General features: G+C 72.6%; 12 protein-coding genes, 1 pseudogene and 1 CRISPR repeat array. Of the genes and pseudogenes, 4 read left to right on the top strand and 9 right to left on the bottom strand.

The features are described from left to right. Positions 1–9 precede the first annotated feature (9 nt). The 3 genes from ACIRF8_RS05130 to ACIRF8_RS05120 form a co-directional block, all read right to left on the bottom strand. Entirely contained in the window at positions 10–888 is an 879-nt protein-coding gene (locus ACIRF8_RS05130; RefSeq protein WP_404210960.1) for a RimK family alpha-L-glutamate ligase, read from the bottom strand. Positions 889–1,007: 119 nt separating this feature from the next. Then, positions 1,008–1,289, bottom strand: coding sequence for a DUF4190 domain-containing protein (locus tag ACIRF8_RS05125; RefSeq protein WP_404210958.1), 282 nt, complete (start codon positions 1,287–1,289; stop codon positions 1,008–1,010). A gap of 133 nt (positions 1,290–1,422) precedes the next feature. Further along, on the bottom strand, positions 1,423–2,145 hold the full coding sequence (locus ACIRF8_RS05120; protein ID WP_404210956.1) for a FadR/GntR family transcriptional regulator: 723 nt from the start codon (positions 2,143–2,145) through the stop codon (positions 1,423–1,425). Between the two features lie 130 nt (positions 2,146–2,275). Here ACIRF8_RS05120 and ACIRF8_RS05115 point away from each other — a divergent pair, with 130 nt between their 5' ends. Next, positions 2,276–3,742: an acyl-CoA synthetase gene (locus ACIRF8_RS05115; RefSeq protein WP_404210954.1), complete on the top strand. Its 1,467-nt coding sequence runs from the start codon at positions 2,276–2,278 to the stop codon at positions 3,740–3,742. After that, positions 3,735–5,093 carry a carboxyl transferase domain-containing protein gene (locus ACIRF8_RS05110; protein ID WP_404210952.1) on the top strand — a complete coding sequence of 453 codons (1,359 nt, stop codon included), beginning with the start codon at positions 3,735–3,737 and terminating at the stop codon, positions 5,091–5,093. The genes ACIRF8_RS05115 and ACIRF8_RS05110 overlap by 8 nt, the downstream gene beginning before the upstream one ends. A gap of 207 nt (positions 5,094–5,300) precedes the next feature. On the opposite strand, the gene ACIRF8_RS05105 is transcribed toward ACIRF8_RS05110, so the two are convergent. After that, complete coding sequence (locus ACIRF8_RS05105) at positions 5,301–6,242, bottom strand: LLM class flavin-dependent oxidoreductase (RefSeq protein WP_404210950.1); 942 nt, start codon at positions 6,240–6,242, stop codon at positions 5,301–5,303. Positions 6,243–6,655: 413 nt separating this feature from the next. After that, positions 6,656–10,330: a S8 family serine peptidase gene (locus ACIRF8_RS05100; protein ID WP_404210948.1), complete on the bottom strand. Its 3,675-nt coding sequence runs from the start codon at positions 10,328–10,330 to the stop codon at positions 6,656–6,658. A gap of 634 nt (positions 10,331–10,964) precedes the next feature. Between ACIRF8_RS05100 and ACIRF8_RS05095 the strand changes: the two genes are divergently transcribed. Both ACIRF8_RS05095 and ACIRF8_RS05090 read left to right on the top strand, forming a co-directional pair. Beyond that, positions 10,965–12,005 (top strand): rod shape-determining protein, encoded by a 1,041-nt coding sequence (locus ACIRF8_RS05095; protein WP_404210946.1) that lies wholly within the window; start codon positions 10,965–10,967, stop codon positions 12,003–12,005. A gap of 34 nt (positions 12,006–12,039) precedes the next feature. Further along, positions 12,040–13,515, top strand: a complete 1,476-nt coding sequence (locus ACIRF8_RS05090; protein ID WP_404210944.1) for a GAF domain-containing sensor histidine kinase — start codon at positions 12,040–12,042, stop codon at positions 13,513–13,515. A gap of 812 nt (positions 13,516–14,327) precedes the next feature. Further along, a CRISPR array of direct repeats spans positions 14,328–16,246; the repeat unit is 29 nt; unit sequence GGGACCATCCCCGCAGGCGCGGGGAGCAG. Positions 16,247–16,340: 94 nt separating this feature from the next. Here ACIRF8_RS05090 and cas2e read toward each other — a convergent pair. The 4 genes and pseudogenes from cas2e to ACIRF8_RS05070 all read right to left on the bottom strand — a co-directional run bounded on the left by cas2e (position 16,341) and on the right by ACIRF8_RS05070 (position 18,116). Further along, a complete protein-coding gene (gene cas2e / locus ACIRF8_RS05085) occupies positions 16,341–16,700 on the bottom strand; it encodes a type I-E CRISPR-associated endoribonuclease Cas2e (protein WP_404210942.1) in 360 nt (119 codons plus the stop codon). After that, positions 16,697–17,218: pseudogene (locus tag ACIRF8_RS05080) on the bottom strand (type I-E CRISPR-associated endonuclease Cas1); the annotation flags it as partial. The pseudogene ACIRF8_RS05080 and the gene cas2e, both read right to left, overlap by 4 nt. 260 nt (positions 17,219–17,478) lie before the next feature. After that, positions 17,479–17,886, bottom strand: coding sequence for a PIN domain nuclease (locus tag ACIRF8_RS05075; protein ID WP_404210940.1), 408 nt, complete (start codon positions 17,884–17,886; stop codon positions 17,479–17,481). Then, positions 17,883–18,116: a type II toxin-antitoxin system VapB family antitoxin gene (locus ACIRF8_RS05070; RefSeq protein WP_073724608.1), complete on the bottom strand. Its 234-nt coding sequence runs from the start codon at positions 18,114–18,116 to the stop codon at positions 17,883–17,885. The genes ACIRF8_RS05075 and ACIRF8_RS05070 overlap by 4 nt, the downstream gene beginning before the upstream one ends. Positions 18,117–18,198 lie beyond the last annotated feature (82 nt).

Here is an 18,198-nt window from a genome sequence, read left to right as displayed (position 1 = left end):
ACCAGGCCTCTAGGTCGCGGCTTTCACGATGGCTTCGGCGACGGCGCGCACCGACCCCGGGTGCACGCTGCCGAGGAACAGGTTCGGCTCGACCAGTTCCAGCTCCATCACGCAAGGGCGCCCGTCCGCGCCGTCCACGAGGTCGACGCGTGCGTACAGGAGCTGGTCGGAGCCGCCCGGCACGGCGGCCAACGCGGCCTGCGCGACGGCGCGTTCGGCCTCCGTGGGCTGCCACGGTTCGAGCCCGGGGTGGGCGACCTTCCGCTCGTCGTAGGCGACGCCGGGGGTGAGCACGGCGCCCTTGCGGACGGAGTGCAGGAAGGCTCCGCCGTAGAAGAGCACGGCCCGTTCACCGTTCACGTCGATCCCCGAGAGGTAGGGCTGCACCATCGCGGTCAGCCCCTCGGCGTGCATCCGGGCCAGGTGCCGCAGGGCGACGTCCCGCTCGGCCGGTGTGTAGCGGGCTGCGTACCGGGCGCCCGCGCCGGACGCCGGCTTGATCACGTACTCGCCGTCGGCGGGGAGCGCCGGGATCTGGCCGGGCGCGATGTACGAGGTCGGCACGGTGGGCACCCCCGCGCGGGCCAGGTCGCCGAGGTAGCGTTTGTCGGTGTTCCAGCGGAGCACGTCGACGGGGTTGGCGAGCCGGGTGACCGAGGCGCAGTGCGCGGCCCACTCCAGGAACTCCTCGCGCCGCCAACTGTAGTCCCAGGTGGAGCGGATGACGACGAGGTCGAACGCCGCCCAGCCGACCTCGGGGTCGTCCCAGTACGCGACGGTGACGGCGGCCCCGGACCGCTCCAGTTCCGCGGCGAGCAGCGGCAGATCGCGGTCCACACTGATGTGGGGTCCTGGTCGGCAAGTGACGAGGGCGGTGCGGGACGGCATACGGGGTTTCTCCTCCAGGGATTCCGGTCCGGAACTCGAAAAGTCGGCAGGGGAATGCGTGTGGACGCATTCCCCTGCCGACGAGAATGAATTGCACCGGATTTCTCATCCGGCCGCGGTCAGCCGCCGACGTACCAACTGAATCCGCCGTTCGCGGCGACCGCGATCATGACGATGAAGAGGATCACGTCGATGACGCCAAGGATGAGGCCCGCCTTGGCCATTCCGGCACCACCGGCGGCCTTCTGGCGCAGCGCGAGCGCGCCGAAGATGATCGCGAGCGGTCCCAGGACGAAGCTGAGGAAGAACAGCCCGACGATGCCGCAGACGAGTCCGGCTATCGCGAGGCCATTCGTCCGGGAACCGGAAGAAGCAGCAGGACGACTACCGTAGGCCGACATGGTCCACACCCCTTGCAGATCGCTTTACAGGACTTCGTTACGCACCTTCGGGTGCCCCCGAATTCCCTGCACACGCGGCCGACTTATCGAATTTAAGCGGAACGCTCGCTTCACGTCCTGTCCCGACGGCATCTCACGCACCGGAGGCGTCCGGCTCCCAGGTGAGGAGCCGCACCTCGGCCACGGAACGGACGTGCCTGCGCATCGCCGCCGCCGCGCCGCGCCCCCGCCCCGCCTCGATGGCGTCGAGGATCGCCCGGTGCTGGGCGAGCGACCGGCCGGGCCTGCGCGGCTGGCGCAGTGACTCGGTGCGGGACTCCGCGACGGGCTCGTCGATCTCCCGCATGAACGCGGCGAGGAGCGCGCTGTGCGCCGCCTCGGTCACCGCCGCGTGGAACAGCCGGTCGCCCTCGATGCCGAGCCCGCCCGCCTCGATGTCCCGCTCCATGTGGCCGAGGGCCGAGCGCAGCGCCGCCAGATCGGCGTCGGTGCGGCGCTCCGCCGCCAGTTCGGCGAGCTTGGTCTCCAGCGCCTCGCGCGCCTCCAGGACGTCCGGCAGTCGCTTCTTGCGGGCGACGAGACTCTCGACCGGCTCGACGACGACGTTCTCCAGGCTGTCGCGCACGAGGTAGGTGCCGCCGCCGTGCCGCACCTCGACCAGGCCCTGCACCTCCAGGACGACGATGGCCTGCTTCACCGAGGCGCGGCTCACCCCGAGCCGGGCCGCCAGGTCGCGTTCGGTCGGCAGCCGGTCGCCCGCGCGGAGCCCGCCCTCGGCGACGTACGTACGCAGCCGGTCGAGCACCTGCTCGTACAGGCGCGGGCGTGCCGTCATCGGCCGCAGTGCGTCGCTCATCCCCGGCCCCTTCCCGCCCCGGTCGTGTCGTGTCGTGTGCCGGGCAGCGTACGTCCTTGACCTGGGCGGGTACCAGGCGGCACGCTCGGATTGGCTCAGCCACCGAACCAATCCGATCTGGAGCGTGCCCGTGTCCCGACTCCTGCCGGCCCTGGCCGACACCCCCGACCGCCCGGCGGTGCGCTTCGGCGACCGCGCCCTGACCTACGGCGAACTCGCGGCGGCGGCCACGCCGCTCGCCTCCCGGATCTCGGGCGCGTCCCGGGTCGCACTGTGGGCCACACCGACGCTGGAGACCGCCGTCGGCGTGGTCGCGGCGCTGCTCGCGGGCGTCGCCGCCGTCCCGGTCAACCCGAGGTCGGGCGACCGCGAACTGGGCCACATCGTCGCGGACAGCGCCCCCGACGCCGTCCTGGCGGCGCCCGGGGAGCACCTGCCGCCCGCACTCGCCGCGTTGGACCGCGTCTCCATCGACGTACCGACCGCACCGGCCGGTCCCGGACGCCCCGTCGCGCTTCCCGAGGAGCCCGCGGACCCCGAGGCGCCCGCCTTCGTCGTCTACACCTCCGGCACCACGGGCCCGCCCAAGGGGGCGGTGCTGCCGCGCCGCGCCGTCTCCTCGACGCTGGACGCCCTGCGGGACGCCTGGCGGTGGACGGACCGGGACACCCTGGTGCACGGGCTGCCGCTGTTCCACGTCCACGGCCTGATCCTGGGGATCGTCGGGCCGTTGCGCCAGGGCGGCGCGGTGCGGCACCTGGGCCGCTTCGACACGCAGGGCGTGGCGCGGGAACTGGCGTCCGGGGCGACGATGCTGTTCGGCGTGCCCACGATGTACCACCGCCTCGCGGAGGCGCTGCCCACCGACCCGGCGCTCGCGAAGGCCCTCTCCTCGGCGCGGCTGCTGGTCTCCGGCTCGGCGGCGCTGCCGCTCCACGACCACGAGCGGATCGCCGCGGCCACCGGGCAGCGGGTCGTGGAGCGGTACGGCATGACGGAGACGCTGATGAACACCAGCGTGCGGGCCGACGGCCGGTCGCGGCCCGGCAGCGTCGGTGTGCCGCTGCCGGGCGTGGAGCTGCGCCTGACGGAGGACGACGGTACGACCGAGGTCGCCGCCGGTGATCCGGAGGCGGTCGGCGAGATCCAGGTGCGCGGGCCCAACCTGTTCCTTGAGTATCTGAACCGGCCCGACGCGACGGCCGCCGCGTTCGCGCCGGGCGGCTGGTTCCGCACCGGCGACATGGCCGTGCGCGACCCCGACGGCTCGGTCCGCATCATCGGCCGCAGAGCCACCGACCTGATCAAGAGCGGCGGCTACAAGATCGGCGCGGGCGAGATCGAGAACGCGCTCCTGGAACATCCCGGTGTCCGGGAGGCCGCGGTCACCGGAGCCCCCGACCCCGACCTGGGCGAGCGGGTGGTGGCCTGGATCGTCCCGGTCGACGCCCAGAACCCGCCGGGTGAAGGGGAGTTGGCCGAGCACGTCGCCGCGCGGCTGGCCCCGCACAAGCGCCCCCGCACCGTCCACCACCTCGACGCGCTGCCCCGCAACGACATGGGCAAGATCCTGAAGCGGTCCCTCCCCGATGGCTGACGGCACGGGCGCGCGCGCCGTCCTGGCCATGGTCTGCGACCCCGGCACCTTCCGCGAACTCCCGCCGCCCGCGCCACCCGAGAGCCCCGATCCCCTCGGCTGGCCGGGCTACGGGGCGGCGCGGGCGCGGGCGGCGGAGCGGACCGGCGAGACGGAGTCCGTGGTCACCGGCGTCGCGGAGATCGACGGCACGGCCGCCGTCGTCATCGCCTTCGACTTCGGCTACCTGGGCGGTTCGCTCGGCAGGGAGACGGGCGACCGGATCGAGGCGGCCCACGTCCACGCCCGCGCGCACCGCCTCCCCGTGGTCCCGCTCATCGCCACGGGCGGCAGCAGGATGCAGGAGGGCATGGTCGCGCTGACCCAACTCCAGCGTGTGGCGCGCCAGGCGGCGCTGACGCGTGCCGCGGGTCTGCCGCAGATCGCCGTGGTACGTGATCCGACGACGGGCGGCGGCTGGGCCACCCTGGGCGCGGGCGCCGACCTGACGCTCGCGCTGGCGGGGGCCCAGGTCGGCTTCGCCGGGTCCCGCGTACGCCCGCAGGACGCGGACCCGGCGGCGTACACGGCGGAGGCGCAGTTCCGGGCGGGGGCGGTCGACGCGGTCGTGGCGCCGGACGCGCTGCGCGCCGCGCTCGGCCGCCGCCTTCGTCTGCTGACCCGGCCCGCCCAGGGCCCGGCGCCCGTCCCCCGCGCCCTGGGCCGCACCGACCTGCCCGCCACCGGCTGGGAGGCGGTCCAGCGGGCCCGCTCCCCCGAACGGCCGCGCGCCCGCGCCTACCTGGACGCCTACTTCACCTTCCGGGAGGAGCTGCGGGGGGACCGTGCGGGCGGCACCGACGAGGGGATGCTCTGCGGCTTCGGCGAGCGCGAGGGGCGGACGATCGCCTACGCGGCGCAGTGCGGCACGGCCACCACCCCGGCCGGATACCGCACCGCGGCCCGGCTGCTGCGGCTCGCGGGCCGTCTCCGCGTCCCGGTGCTCACCCTGGTCGACACCCCGGGGGCCGCGAGCGGAGCGGAGGCCGAGCGGGCGGGTGCGGGAGCGGCGATCGCCGAGGTGTTCCTCGCGGTCGCCGAGGCGCCGGTGCCGGTCACCACCCTGGTCATCGGTGAGGGCGGTTCGGGCGGCGCGCTGGCGCTGGCCGCGCCCGGCAACACCTGGGTGACCCCGGACGCGTACTTCTCGGTGATCGCGCCCGACCTGGCGGCGGCGATCCTCAAGCGGCCGTCCGACCAGGCCGCGCGCACGGCCGGTGAACTGCACATCCGTCCGCAGGACTTGGTGCGACTCGGTGTCGTACGCGGGGTGGCCGGAGGGAGCACCGGGGGCACGGACAAGATCGCGTAAACGAACAAGCGAGCAGTTGTTCCCGCGAACAGGTGATCGTGGCGCCAGAAATTGCATGAGGCACGGATGACCAACGATGCTTACGGGGCGCAAGCAACGGGCTGCAGACCGTAGTTGTCGCGCACCCGGTCCATGTCCCATACAGGGCCGGGGTGTTGTCCCACACACATGCACCATCGCAAGGAGAACGCGTCACCATGAACCTGCTCACCGACATCCTCGCCGGCATCGTTCACTTCGTCGGCTGGCTGGTGTAACACCGTCGGACGCCAGAGCGGCGCCGTCTCCCCCGGTCCCACGGGGAGGCGGCGCCGTCGCGTCGTCCCGGGCCCGCGCGTCCGCCAGCAGTGCCCACAGCCGCGGCGCCACCTCCTCGCCCACCCGCAGGGCGTCGTCCGGGTCCGGGCGTCCGGAGAGCACGAACTCCTCGACGCCCGAGCGACAGTACGCGTGCAGACGGCGCGCGACCTCGTCGTGGTCGCGGCCATCGGCGGGCAGCCGCAGCGCGAAGCGCAGGGCCGGGTTCCGGCCGCGCAGCCGGGCGACGCGGGCGGCGACGACGGCCGGCGGCTCCTCCGGCTCGCTCCACAGGAGGTGGACGTCGGCGCGGCGCGCGGCGAGGTCCGCGGCGGCCTCCGACACACCGCCCAGGTAGAGCGGCACCTTGTGCTCGACGGCCGGTGCGGTCAGCCGCGCGCCCTGGACCTGGACGTGCTGGCCCTGGAAGTCGATGCGCCGCCCGTCGAGGAGGTCCCGCAGGACGGCCATGACCTCGTCGGTGCGCCCGTAGCGCTGCTCGTGCGTCAACTGCTGTCCTGGAGCGTGGCGTTCGGCCGGGCCGCCGCCCGTGACGACGTTCAGTCGCAGCCGTCCGCCGGTGAACCGCCGGAAGGCGTCCGCCTGTTGGGCGAGGAGCGTGGGGCTGACGGACCCGGCGCGGACGCCGACCAGGAACCCGATGCGCTCGGTGTGACCGGCGAGCACGGAGGCGAGGTGCCACGGGTCGGCGCTCCCGGGCCCCGCGGGCGCGAACAGCGAGGCGAAACCGGCCTGTTCGGCGGCGCGTGCGACGCGCGCGGGTCTGCCGGTGTCGGCCCGGTCCTCTCCGGTGGGCAGGAACCAGTGCAGCAACGGGCGGTTCTCGGGCATGGGCACCTCGGGCCTACGACGGGGTGGCAAGGGCGGGGGCGGCACCCCGGGCGGCCGGGAGCGGCGGGGGGTGCGAGCGGCGGAGAGTCCCCTGGCACACGGCGCGGGGACCTCGGCGGGCAGGCGGGCGGGTGAGCCGGGCGCCGACGAGCGGCGGAGCGCCTCAGCGGCCTGCCGGGCGACGGTGTGCGCAGGCCCGACAGAGCATCGTCGCGACACGCAGCAGATCCACGTGACGGCGTGAGACGAGTACGGGGGCCATGCCCGCATCCTGTCCGGGCCGGGCCCGCCGCCACAACCCGCGGTCCGCATCCCGGACGACGGCGTATCACCCCTTGACACGCCGGAGCCCGGCACGGAGTCGTTCCGAGCCGGGCCCTTCCGCGAAGCCGCCGCTCAGCGGGGCCGCGCGCTCACTTCACGCCCACCGCCCTGATGATCTCCTGGGAGACGGAACCGCCCTTGTCGTCCTTGGCCGAGGCGCGCAGCGAGATGTGTTCCGCGCCGCGCGGCACGCTCAGAGCGCCCTTCCAGGAGGCGCCGCGACCGTCGAGGGCCACCTGCTTCCAGGTCCTGCCGTCGTCGTAGGACACGTCGAGCCTGCCGCCGCCGATGGTGCCGGTGCCGGACGCGTCCTTCACGTACTGGCCGTGGAGCGCGACCGGGACGCGGGTGCCGCCGCGGACATCGCCCGCGAGGTCGGTGTCGACGTCGAAGCCGAGGTTGATCAGCGGCAGGTACGTCCACCGGTCGTCGGGTGTCGCCGCCGACCTGACCGTCCACTCGGCGTGCCCCTCGGTCGACAGCTCCCAGCGCGCGGGGTCGAGCGTGGTGTCGGTGGTGACCTTGTACGTGTGCTCGGCCGGGTCGGCGTCCCACACGTACACCCCGGAACTCTTCCTCCGGTCGACCTGCACCCCGTCCACGGAGACCGACGTGTACTGGTCCATGCCGTTCGTGTCGCCGCTCCACACGTCGCCGAAGCCGGTGTGGTCGGGCCCGGAGTCGCCCCAGCCGGGCGTGTTGAACTGGAGGGTGGAGCCGGAGCGCTGCTGCCCCCAGCCGAGACCGCTGCCCAGCCACGGGTGCCAGACCGGCTTGAACCAGTTCAGCTCCTGGTGCGTACCGCCCTTGTAGGTGGTGAGGCCGCTGCGCTGTTCCAGGTCGGTCGGGCCGGTCTGGACGGATTCGTGCCACGTCTGGCCGGGGCCGGTGGAGACGTAGTCGGTGCGCTCGGCCGGGTAGGCGATCTTCTCCAGGAAGCCGAGTCCGATCGGGAAGGTGTCGGTGATCGAGTACCGGAACTCGCCGCCGTCCTGCACCTTCACCGCGTGGAACTTCGCGTCCAGGACCGCCAGTTCGCGCTGGGCGGGCCGGTACGTCAGGGCGCCCTTCGGCACGGTGCCCTTGTGCTCGTCGGTGAGGTCGTACACCCACGGCGTGTAGCGCGTGCCGGTCATCACCAGGGTCCGCCGCGCCTTGGCGAGCGCGGCCAGCCTCGCACCGTCGGCGGCGTCGACCGAGGCGATCTGGAGCGGCCGGTCGGTGCCGCCGTCCGGCCCGAACCAGGCGCTCAGCCGGCCCGGCGCGTCATCGGTGACGAACAGCGCCTTCGCGCCCGCGTCCTGCGCTGCCTCGGCGAGTTCGGCGGGGGTGAGCGCGGCGCTCCGACGCACGAGGACGGCCTTGCCGCGCACGTTCTTGCCGGTGTAGTCGGCGGGGGCGCCGTCGCCCGCGTCGACGACGCCGAGCCGTGTGCGGCCCTCGATCAGCGAGCCGCCCGCCTGCACGGTGGCCTCGCGCACCCCGTCGACCTGGAGCACCGGCTTGCCGAGGCGCCACACGGTGCGGTACTCGAAGCTGCCCTCGGCGACCTTGTGCGTGGGTGCCGCGAAGACGCTGTCGTACAGGACGGGGAGCTGCACGGCGCTGGAGTAGGCGGCGCCGCCCGCCTCACGGTCGGCCTCCATGACGAGCTGCCGGGTCTGCGTGGTGCGTCCGACGTCGGCGGTGATCTCCTGCAACCGCCGCCCGTCGAGGGTGACCTCACGGTCGCGGTCGAGCGTGATCTCGGGGTCGGCGAGGTACCCGAGGCCGAGCGAGTCCTTGCCGTGGCTGCCGCGCACGTCGAGGTAGGACTCCAGGTGGTACGAGCCGGGCTTCAGCCTCAGCTCCAGCGTGCCGGACTCGCCGACGGTGGCGGGCACCGGGTCGACGCCCGCCGCGAGCTGCTGCACCGCCAGGTAGGCGGCGGTCGGCGCGCCGGACCGGTCCTTCACATGGACGGTCAGCGTGTACCGCTCCTCTTCCTTGACGAGCCCGAACGCCGTGTGGGCGACGGTCTTCCCGCCCGTCTCGGCGACGATCTGCCCGCCGGTGTTGCCGACGGGGGCCTTCGCGCCGTCACCGGTGACGGTGGTGGAGGCGCTGCCGTGGGCGGGGACTCTCAGTGTGCTGTCGGCGAGCGTGGCGACACCGTCGGCCGCGCCCCGCACAGCGAGGCTCAACTCCACCGCCTGGTCGGAGGTGTTGGTGTACGTGAGGGTCTTCGTCACCGCCTTGTTGTCCTCGTAGGGCCATGTGTAGGAGCCGAGGTCGGCGCTGCCGGTGGCGGTGATCCGCGCGTCGATCGCGTCGGGCACGCTCACCCGCCCGGCGCCAAGGGTGTAGACGGAGGCGTCCAGTTGCTTGCTGCTGGACATCAGGGCATCCTTGAGCTGCGCGCCCGTCCAGTCCGGGTGCCGCTGGGCGAGCAGCGCGGCGACACCGGCGACGTGCGGCGTCGCCATCGACGTACCGCTCATCTCGGTGTACGACCCGTCGCCCGCGGCCAGCGAGGAGCGTGCGGCGAGGATGTGCACGCCCGGGGCGGAGACGTCGGGCTTGAGGGCGTTGTCACCGAGGCGCGGTCCCTGGCTGGTGAAGTAGGCGGCCTGGTCGGCGGAGTCGACGGCGCCGACGGTCAGCGCGGCGTCGGCGGCGCCGGGCGAGCCGATGGAGGTGGGCGCTCCGTTGTTCCCGGCGGCGATCACGAAGAGGGCACCGGTCTCGGCGGACAGGGAGTCGACGGCGGCGGCCATCGGATCGGTGCCGTCGCTGGCCTCCTGCGAGCCGAGGCTCATGGAGACGACCTTGGCCCCGATGTCCTCGGCGGCCCACTCCATACCGGCGATGATCTGCGACTCGCTGCCGGAGCCCTCGTTGTCGAGGACCTTGCCGACGGCGAGGGTCGCGTCCGGGGCGACACCCTTCTCCTTGCCGTCGGACGCGGCACCGGAGCCGCCGACGGTCGAGGTCACGTGGGTGCCGTGCCCGTCGAGGTCGGCGACCTCCTCGCCCTCGATGAAGGACTTCGACGCGGTGACGCGCGCGGCGAGATCGGGGTGCGAGGGGTCGTATCCGGTGTCGAGGACGGCGACCTTCACACCCTTGCCGGTGAGCCCGCTCTCCCAGGCCGCCGGGGTGCCGATCTGCGCGTTGCTCTCGGCCATGTCGGCTTCGACGCGCCCGTCGAGCCACACCTTGCCGAGCCCGGCGGCGAAGCCGGTCCCCTTCGGGGCGGTCACGGTGTCCCAGAAGGTCCGTCCCTTGTCGGCGGCGAGGGCGGCGCCGCCGATGCTGGTGAGCGCCCGGGTCCGTTCGGCGCCCCTGGGGACGGCGCGGGCATTGCGGGCCGCCTTGCCGTCGTAGGTCACGATGAGGGGCGTCGCGTCGGCCTCGCCGTCCGCGAGGCCCTGCCGTATCAGCGCGCTGACGTCGAACAGACGGGCGTCGAGGGTGCCCGCGGCCAGGTAGGGCCGGGCCTCGTCGGGCACGACGCTGATGTCGCCGTGCGACACCTGCGTGCGGACGGCGCCGGTCGCGCCCTTCGCCCGGTCCACGGTGACGGTCCTCTTGCCGCCGCCGAGCTCTGTCACGGTCACCTTGTCGCCGGTCACCAGGGTCACGGTGTGCGCGGCGGTCGCGGCCCTCGTCGCCTTCGGTGCGGCCGCGGGGGCGGCCTGGGCGCCGCCGCCGGGCAGCAGCGCGAACGCGATGCCGGCCGACAGCAGGGCCGCGCCGCGTCTCGCGGCAGGTCCTCTGGTCATCGTCGCCTCTCTTCGTAGGCCTCGGATCGGGGGTCACCCGAGTGCTGTGAAGAGTCTCAAGGTGCTTGTGTTGCGGGGATGTTGACGGGCGCTGGCGGGAAGCTGCCCTGGCGCGTTCCCGCCACGGCCCCCGGCGGGACCGGCGCCCGGGCGACAGCGGCCCGGTCCGGCAACCACACCCGGCGGTACCCGGCAAGCGCGGCGGCGGCCCGCACGGGCGGGAGCGCGCGCGGTCCCGGCCCGGCCACCACACCCGGCGCTACCCGGCAAGCGCGGCGGCGGCCCGCACGGGCGGGAGCGCGCGCGGGCCCGGCCCGGCCACCACACCCGGCGGTACCCGGCAAGCGCGGCGGCGGCCCGCACGGGCGGGAGCGCGCGCGGGCCCGGAGCACGGTAGAAGACGGGCCGGTACCGACGAGCAGGCACCACCTCACCCGCCGCCTCACCGCGCGGCCATGCCCGGCCCGGGCGCCCCGGCAGGACACCGGCAGGCGGCGATCATCGAACTTCTCACCCGTCCGGAGCAGCCACGGCCGGCCTATTCCAGCGCGCGCGGCCGGGACGCCGCCCGCACGATGCGAACAGGGCCGCAGTTGCGGTCCGCCCACGGTCTGTGCTCTCGGGAGGATCCGCCATGACCGTCAGTCTGGAGCAGTTGCAGCGCTGCCACTTCGCCGTCGACCTGGGTGCCGCGCGCACCCGCGTCTACGTCAAGGGCCTCGGCCTCGTCGTCGACGAGCCGAGCGCGGCGGCGGTCAACACCCGCACCGGCGCCCTGATCGCGGTCGGCGAACCCGCGGAGAAGATGACCGGCCGCACCCCCGACCACATCCGCGTCGTACGCCCCGTCTCCGGCGGCCGGGTCATCGACATCGACATGGCCCAGCGGATGCTGCGCCACCTGCTCGGCGACAAACTCCGCCGCGCCCTGCGCCGCAAGCCCCGGCTGCGCGCGGCGGTCTGCGCCCCGCACGACGCGGACCCGCTGGCCCGGCGCGCGGCGATCGAGACGCTGGTCGGCCTCGGCGCGCGCCGCGTCGAGATGGTCGACACCCTCATCGCGGCGGCCGTCGGCTGCGGCCTGCCGGTCGAGCAGCCCGAAGCCACCATGGTCATCGTGAGCGGCGCCGCCACGACCCACATCGCGGTGCTCTCCATGGGTGCGATCGTGACGGCCGTGCGGGTCCCGGTCGGCGGTGAGGCCATCGACCAGGCGGTGGTCCAGCACCTGCGCCAGCAGCACGAGCTGATGCTTCCCTCGCAGACCGTACGGCCCTTGCAGCTCGCCCTCAGCGGCAACGGCCTCACGACGCAGGGCCCGGAGCGCACCGAGATCCACGGCCGCGACGTGGTGACGGGCCGGGCGCGCTCCGTCCACGTCGACACGGCGGCGGTCCGGGACGCGATCCACACCCCGCTGACGGCGGTGCTCGACGGCATCGGCAAGGTGCTCCGCGACTGCCCGCCCGACCTGGTCGCCGACCTCGCGGACCGCGGCATCACGATGGTCGGCGGCTCGGCCCGGCTGCCCGGCCTCGACCAGATGATGAGCGACGCGACGGGCATGCCGGTGCGCATCGCCGAGCGCCCCGACGTCTGCGCCGTGCAAGGGCTCGGCGCGATGATCGAGGGCAGGATCCAGCCGATGCGCATTCCGGACCCGCTGGAGGACTGACCGGACCGCGGCGCGACCCACGAGGACGGACACGATGGCCGAGGCAGTGCGCGACCCGGGCGCCCCCTTCGGCCTGTCCGTCCTCCTGGAGGCCGCCTTGAACGTCGGCTCGGAGCTCGAACTGCGCCCCACCCTCCAGCACCTGGTGGACAGCGCGGTCGCCCTGACCGGCGCCCGGCACGGGGTCCTCGGCGTCCTCGACCCGGGCCACGGCGGCCTGGTCGAGGCGGTGGCCACCGAGGACACGCACCCGGCGCTGCCGCCGGACGAGGACCCCGGGAAGGTCCTTCACACCCCGGACCTCCTCGCCGTCCCCATCCACGTGCGGCGGACCCTGTTCGGCCGCCTGCGCCTGACGGGAAAGCCGCCGGGCGAGCGCCCCGGCGGCTTCACCGACGACGACCTGGACCTGGTGCGCATCCTCGCCACCCAGGCGGGCATCGCCCTCGGCAACGCGCGCCTGTACGAGACCACCAGGCAGCGTGAACGCTGGATCGAGGGCGCCGCCGCGGTGACCACCGCACTGCTCACCGGCCGCCCGGGCTCCGCGCTGACGACGGTCGCGGAGCGGGCCAGGCTGCTCGCCGACGCCGCCGCCGGGGTCGTCCTCCAGCCCACCGAGGCGGGCGGCATGGAGATCGTGGCGGCGGCCACGACGGACGACCCGGGGACCCTGATCGGCACGAGGATCCTGCCCGGCAGCCCGGTCCTGGCCCAACTGCTCACCGGAGAACCGGTGTTCATCGAGGACTCGGCGACGGACCCGCGGATGACGACCGAGGTACGGTCCCGTTTCGGCCCCAGCATGATGCTGCCGCTCCAGGCCGACGGCCGTCTGATCGGCACCCTGGCCCTGCCGCGCGGCCGGGGCTCGCGCCCGTACACCTCCCTCGACCACCTCCTGGCCACCCAGTTCGCCACACAGGCGGCGCTCGCCCTGGTCCTGGCGGAGGCGCAGGCGGGGCGCGAGCGGCTCGCCGTCTTCGAGGACCGCGACCGCATCGCCCGTGACCTGCACGATCTGGTCGTCCAGCGGCTGTTCGCGACGGGCATGATGCTGGAGTCGACCCGGCGCCGCACCGATGAGACGGACGTACGGGAGACGCTGGCCGGGGCGGTGGACGAACTGGAGTCGACGATCCAGGAGGTCCGCACCACGATCTTCGCGCTCCAGCAGCCGCCGGCCGACGCCCCGACGACGTTCCGCGGCAAAGTGCTGCGGGAGACGGCGGGCGCCGCGGCGCTCCTCGGCTTCACCCCGTCGGTCCACTTCACGGGCCCGGTCGAGACGGCCCTCGGCGACCCGGTCAAGACCCGGCTCCTGGCTCATCTGCGCAAGGCCCTGGCGACGGCGTCCCGCCGCCCGGCGATCTCCCGCATCGACATCACGATCGACGCCCGCGCACCCCTGCCGGACGGCCGCCCCGGGGTACGGCTGACGGTGACGGACGACGGCACCCGGCAAGGCGGCGAAGCAGCGGCCCCGACGATGTGGCACACACCACTGTGAGACGCCCCGCGCCGACCGGATGACAAGCCGACCGGATGTCAAGAGGGCCGCCACCGTTTACGTGACGGCCAATCAAATTACGTACGCCCTGGTCGCATCGTCTCTGCGCCACGATGCCGGTCTCGTACGCCTTGACCACCTCGTCGAGGACAGCGGCGCGGTTGGTCGGTGTGTGGGGCCCGCAGCAGCAGTGTGTACGTGTGGTCGCGGGCGAGACGGATCAGGAGCAGCCGCGTCGAGAACCCGGCACCTCGTCCCCATCGCGTCCCCATCAGGACTGCATCGGGGTGAACTGAGGGCCGCCGCGTTTACGTGACGGCCCATCAGGTTACAACCACGCTGGTCAGATAGTTTCTGCACAACCAACAGGTGGTGGGGCGGGTGGGACTCGCACCCAAAAGCATGAGGCATCTCACCTGCAGCTTTCTCATTTGAACGGGCAAATCCATCCGTTTCCACCCGGCTGCATCCCGCTCGATCCCGCTTGACCGGGAGTGGTGCAGCGTTCGCTGCACCACATCCTGAAGGCCTGCGTGGAGCGCAACTCTCCGAACCGGCCCGCCCAAAAGAGCCACCTCAGTGCCGCGAGAACGGCCCGAGCTGTAAACCTCGTACCCCCCAGAACGCGTTGCCGAAGACTTCGGCCGCGGTTACCCTCCGTGACACAGACGTCAACGCTCTTCGCGGAGAAACTGCAGACGATGCTGGCCTGCTTGCCGGACTCCATCCGCAGGGTGCGGCCGTATCGCCTGCAGAATGTTGACCAATCGGGCGGGGAGAAAGTAGTCGCGATCTACCTGGGCGGCGTGGTCGGGACCATCCCCGCAGGCGCGGGGAGCAGCCGAGGGCATCGAGCGTGCTCCGCACGAGTCCGCGACCATCCCCCGCAGGCGCGGGGAGCAGTTCTTGGCCCGGGACAGTGCGGTGCGCACGTAGGGACCATCCCCGCAGGCGCGGGGAGCAGGCAGCTCAGCGCGCAGCGCATGGTCCAGCTCGGGGACCATCCCCGCAGGCGCGGGGAGCAGTCGTTCACGGGCCTTCACACGCCCGTGCAGGCGGGACTATCCCCGCAGGCGCGGTGAGCAGGTGTGACCGTCGTCGTCGAGGACACCGTCGTGGGGACCATCCCCGCAGGCGCGGGGAGCAGTTCCCGCACCCCTACGTCACCGCGCGGGTACGGGGACCATCCCCGCAGGCGCGGGGAGCAGAGCGCGCAGGACTGTTTCCGGCGTTGCGAACCGGGACCATCCCCGCAGGCGCGGGGAGCAGCGGATCGTGGGCAGCCAGCCGTTCCTGGTCGCGGGACCATTCCCGCAGGCGCGGGAAGCAGGACTTCGCGTCGAGCCCGCCGAGCGTGATCTTGGGACCATCCCCGCAGGCGCGGGGAGCAGGTGTGCGCCACGCAGCGCAGCGCGCGGGGTGGGACCATCCCCGCAGGCGCGGGGAGCAGACGGAACTTGGCCATCACGGCACCTCGGGCGGGGGACCATCCCCGCAGGCGCGGGGAGCAGGCCATCGGCCAGGAGCCCGCGATCCAGTCGAGGGGACCATCCCCGCAGGCGCGGGGAGCAGTTCTGGCCGCTGCTGAGGCCGTACGTCCGCTGAGGACCATCCCCGCAAGCGCGGGGAGCAGTTCGACCTCAGCCGCACGGTGGCGCGGGACAAGGGACCACCCCCGCAGGCGCGGGGAGCAGGTCATCGTTGCTTCCCTCCCCCGCGTCGCGCAGGGACCATCCCCGCAGGCGCGGGGAGCAGGCGTTGTGCCGGTAGGTCCCGGAGTTGTTCGCGGGACCATCCCCGCAGGCGCGGGGAGCAGCCGTCCGGGAACACTCCGTGGCCGCCGCCCCAGGGACCATCCCCGCAGGCGCGGGGAGCAGCTCGGCCGGGCCTACGCCCATCCGTGGACGATGGGACCATCCCCGCAGGCGCGGGGAGCAGGAATCGCCCCCGCGGGAGCCGTACAAGCCCAGGGGACCATCCCCGCAGGCGCGGGGAGCAGACGACCGCCTCAACGGATCGCACGTTTTGGCTGGGACCATCCCCGCAGGCGCGGGGAGCAGCCGTCGGTGCGGGATGCGGTGACGATGCCGTTGGGACCATCCCCGCAGGCGCGGGGAGCAGTTCCGGTGGACTTCTGCCAGACCGGAAAGGGCGGGACCATCCCCGCAGGCGCGGGGAGCAGGTGGTCGGCGCTCATACGGCACCACCGCGGAGGGGACCATCCCCGCAGGCGCGGGGAGCAGGGGTCAGCTTGCGCGGCGCTCGGGGTGCAGCGGGGACCATCCCCGCAGGCGCGGGGAGCAGGCCCTCGGGCATGGCCCGCATCTTGGCCCACAGGGACCATCCCCGCAGGCGCGGGGAGCAGGTAGAGGTCGCCCGCGGGCGCGGGGTGGTCTAGGGACCATCCCCGCAGGCGCGGGGAGCAGATGTCCGTCCCGCCCCGGGCATGGATCGGGCTGGGACCATCCCCGCAGGCGCGGGGAGCAGTGATTCGGTCCGCTCCAGGCGGTCATCGGATCGGGACCATCCCCGCAGGCGCGGGGAGCAGACTTCCAACTTTGTGGCCAATGTTCGGGTTAAGGGACCATCCCCGCAGGCGCGGGGAGCAGGAGCGGCTGACCATCCTGGAGGAGCGGCTGAAGGGACCATCCCCGCAGGCGCGGGGAGCAGCCATCGAGGCCGCCCACGAGCGAGCACGTGAAGGGACCATCCCCGCAGGCGCGGGGAGCAGACTGAGTGACCTGGGGGTTTTCTAACCACGACCCCTGTTTTTAAGCACTTTCTTCGACCCTGACATACACACCAGAACGAACTTTTCCGCGTTATTAGCGCCCAAAGCGCCGACGCTTGGAGGCCCTGCTCCAGCCTGTCGGCGGGACGGACTGGGGAGGTGTGCTTGTGGCCGAGGGGTTCGGAGCGGGGCGATGAATGAGGGTGAGGCCCTCGTGGTCGGTCGGGTGCCAGGCGTGGTCGTGGGTGCGGAAGGTGAAGCCCTGTTCGTTGTCGGTGGTGTGGGCGAGCAGGGCGCGGCCCTGGGCGGTGTATCGCTCGACTTCATGCCAAAGAGTGTCCCGGATGCGGGCGGAGGGGTTGCCAACGAAGACGCCTGCGGAGATTTCCAGCAGCCAGCGGGTGAGGAAGCCGCGCAGGCCGGCGGGGCAGTTGGTGAGGACGATGACGGTCACCAGAGTTCGTCTCCATAATCCTCGGTTCCGTTGCCGCCGTAGTTGATGCCAGAGGGGACTTGGTGGCCGCCGTCGCTGTGGAGGGTGACCACGTCCTGGTTGGCGCCTGAAGCAGAAGCTGCAGTACTGCTGGCGGTGTCGGGGGGTAGGAGCAGGCGTTGGATGTCGCCTACGCACCGGTCGAGCAGGGACAGTTCCGTGATGCGGTCGCGTAGGGCCCGCCGGGTGCGGGGTCCGGTGTCCTCTTCGCTTTCGGCGGCTACGTCAAACGCAAGGGGAATGCCGATCTCGGTCTTGTAGAGGTCGGCGATGTCCAATACGAAAGAGAGTTCGTGGCCGGAGTGGACAAAGCCGAGGGCCGGGCTGCAGCCCAGGGAGGTGACGACGGCGTGGGCGATGCCGTACATGCACTGGGCGGCGGCGGTGATGGCCTGATTTACAGCGTCGCCGCTGGCGAAGTCGCCGGGCGTGTAGCGGCGGCCGCGCCAGCGAAGGCCGGTGCGGGGAGCACACGATCTGCCGGGCGTAGAACAGGCCACGGTCGGGATCATCCCCGCGGGCGCGGGGCCCAGCCGGTGCGCGGGTTCCAGGCGGCCAGGGTCTTAGGATCACCCCTGCGGGCGCGGGGAACAGACGACCGGCGCGTAGCCGTGGAGCATGGCCGTCGGGAACATGCCCGCGGGTGCGGGGAGCACCGCTTCGCCCTCAGAATGGCTACAGCAAGCGGGGGAACATCCCCCGCGGGCGCGGGGAGAGTCCCGAATGCTCCCGCCAGCAATCAGCGACGTACGTCGCGCTGCTGCACTTCCTTGAGCGCTGCCGCCACCGTGGCGAAGTCGTTGTCCACGTGGAGCACCGTGTGACCGTGATGGACAGCCGTCGCACATACCAAGAGATCGATGGCTCCGGCGGCGCGGTGCTGCCCTTGCTGGGTGAGCTTGTACTGCGCGGTCTCCACCCAGCGCCACGCGCTCTTGGGAACCGACGAGAACTGACAGAGAGCATCCAGCTCTTCGGCCAACTCATCGCGGTGGGCCGGACCTGTGGCCGAGTAGAGGAACTCCGCCCTCGTGGGCTCACAGATATGGAACACGCCTGCGGCGATATGCCCTTCCCAGGGCGGCAACGCCCCTGGGGTGCGAAAGAGGTGCCACAGGGCGGAAGTGTCGAGAAGGTAGGTGATCACTCGAAGGCTGCCCGCCGGGCGCGCTTCGCGGCTGCATGCGCCGCAGCCGCAGCCTCGAACTCGCCCCGCTCACCCCGCGCGGCCAACTTTTCGGCAGCCTCCAGCCGCTTGATGCGCGCCACGTAGTCCCGCAAAGCCCCGTTGACTGTCTCTTTCTTCGTCGAGACGCCCATGAGCCGCATCGCCTCAGCCAGCGCCTCGTCATCGAGATCAACCTGGGTAACAGACATATCAGCCGCCTTTCGCCAAGAGTCCACGATGTACATAACTAAGATACATCACCAACATATCTTGCGGTGTCCATCACGCAGG

Origin of the sequence: Streptomyces sp. NPDC102406 (assembly GCF_044765725.1) — a bacterium.
Lineage (GTDB): Bacteria > Actinomycetota > Actinomycetes > Streptomycetales > Streptomycetaceae > Streptomyces.
This window is presented reverse-complemented; position numbering and strand designations above follow the sequence as displayed.

Excerpts from the sequence above, each read along its gene's own strand:
- ACIRF8_RS05090 (WP_404210944.1), top strand. The coding sequence starts at position 12,040 with ATGGCCGAGGCAGTGCGCGACCCGGGCGCCCCCTTCGGCCTGTCCGTC.
- ACIRF8_RS05130 (WP_404210960.1), bottom strand. The coding sequence starts at position 888 with ATGCCGTCCCGCACCGCCCTCGTCACTTGCCGACCAGGACCCCACATC.
- ACIRF8_RS05100 (WP_404210948.1), bottom strand. The coding sequence starts at position 10,330 with ATGACCAGAGGACCTGCCGCGAGACGCGGCGCGGCCCTGCTGTCGGCC.
- ACIRF8_RS05070 (WP_073724608.1), bottom strand. The coding sequence starts at position 18,116 with ATGTCTGTTACCCAGGTTGATCTCGATGACGAGGCGCTGGCTGAGGCG.
- ACIRF8_RS05110 (WP_404210952.1), top strand. The coding sequence starts at position 3,735 with ATGGCTGACGGCACGGGCGCGCGCGCCGTCCTGGCCATGGTCTGCGAC.
- ACIRF8_RS05105 (WP_404210950.1), bottom strand. The coding sequence starts at position 6,242 with ATGCCCGAGAACCGCCCGTTGCTGCACTGGTTCCTGCCCACCGGAGAG.
- ACIRF8_RS05095 (WP_404210946.1), top strand. The coding sequence starts at position 10,965 with ATGACCGTCAGTCTGGAGCAGTTGCAGCGCTGCCACTTCGCCGTCGAC.
- ACIRF8_RS05120 (WP_404210956.1), bottom strand. The coding sequence starts at position 2,145 with ATGAGCGACGCACTGCGGCCGATGACGGCACGCCCGCGCCTGTACGAG.
- ACIRF8_RS05125 (WP_404210958.1), bottom strand. The coding sequence starts at position 1,289 with ATGTCGGCCTACGGTAGTCGTCCTGCTGCTTCTTCCGGTTCCCGGACG.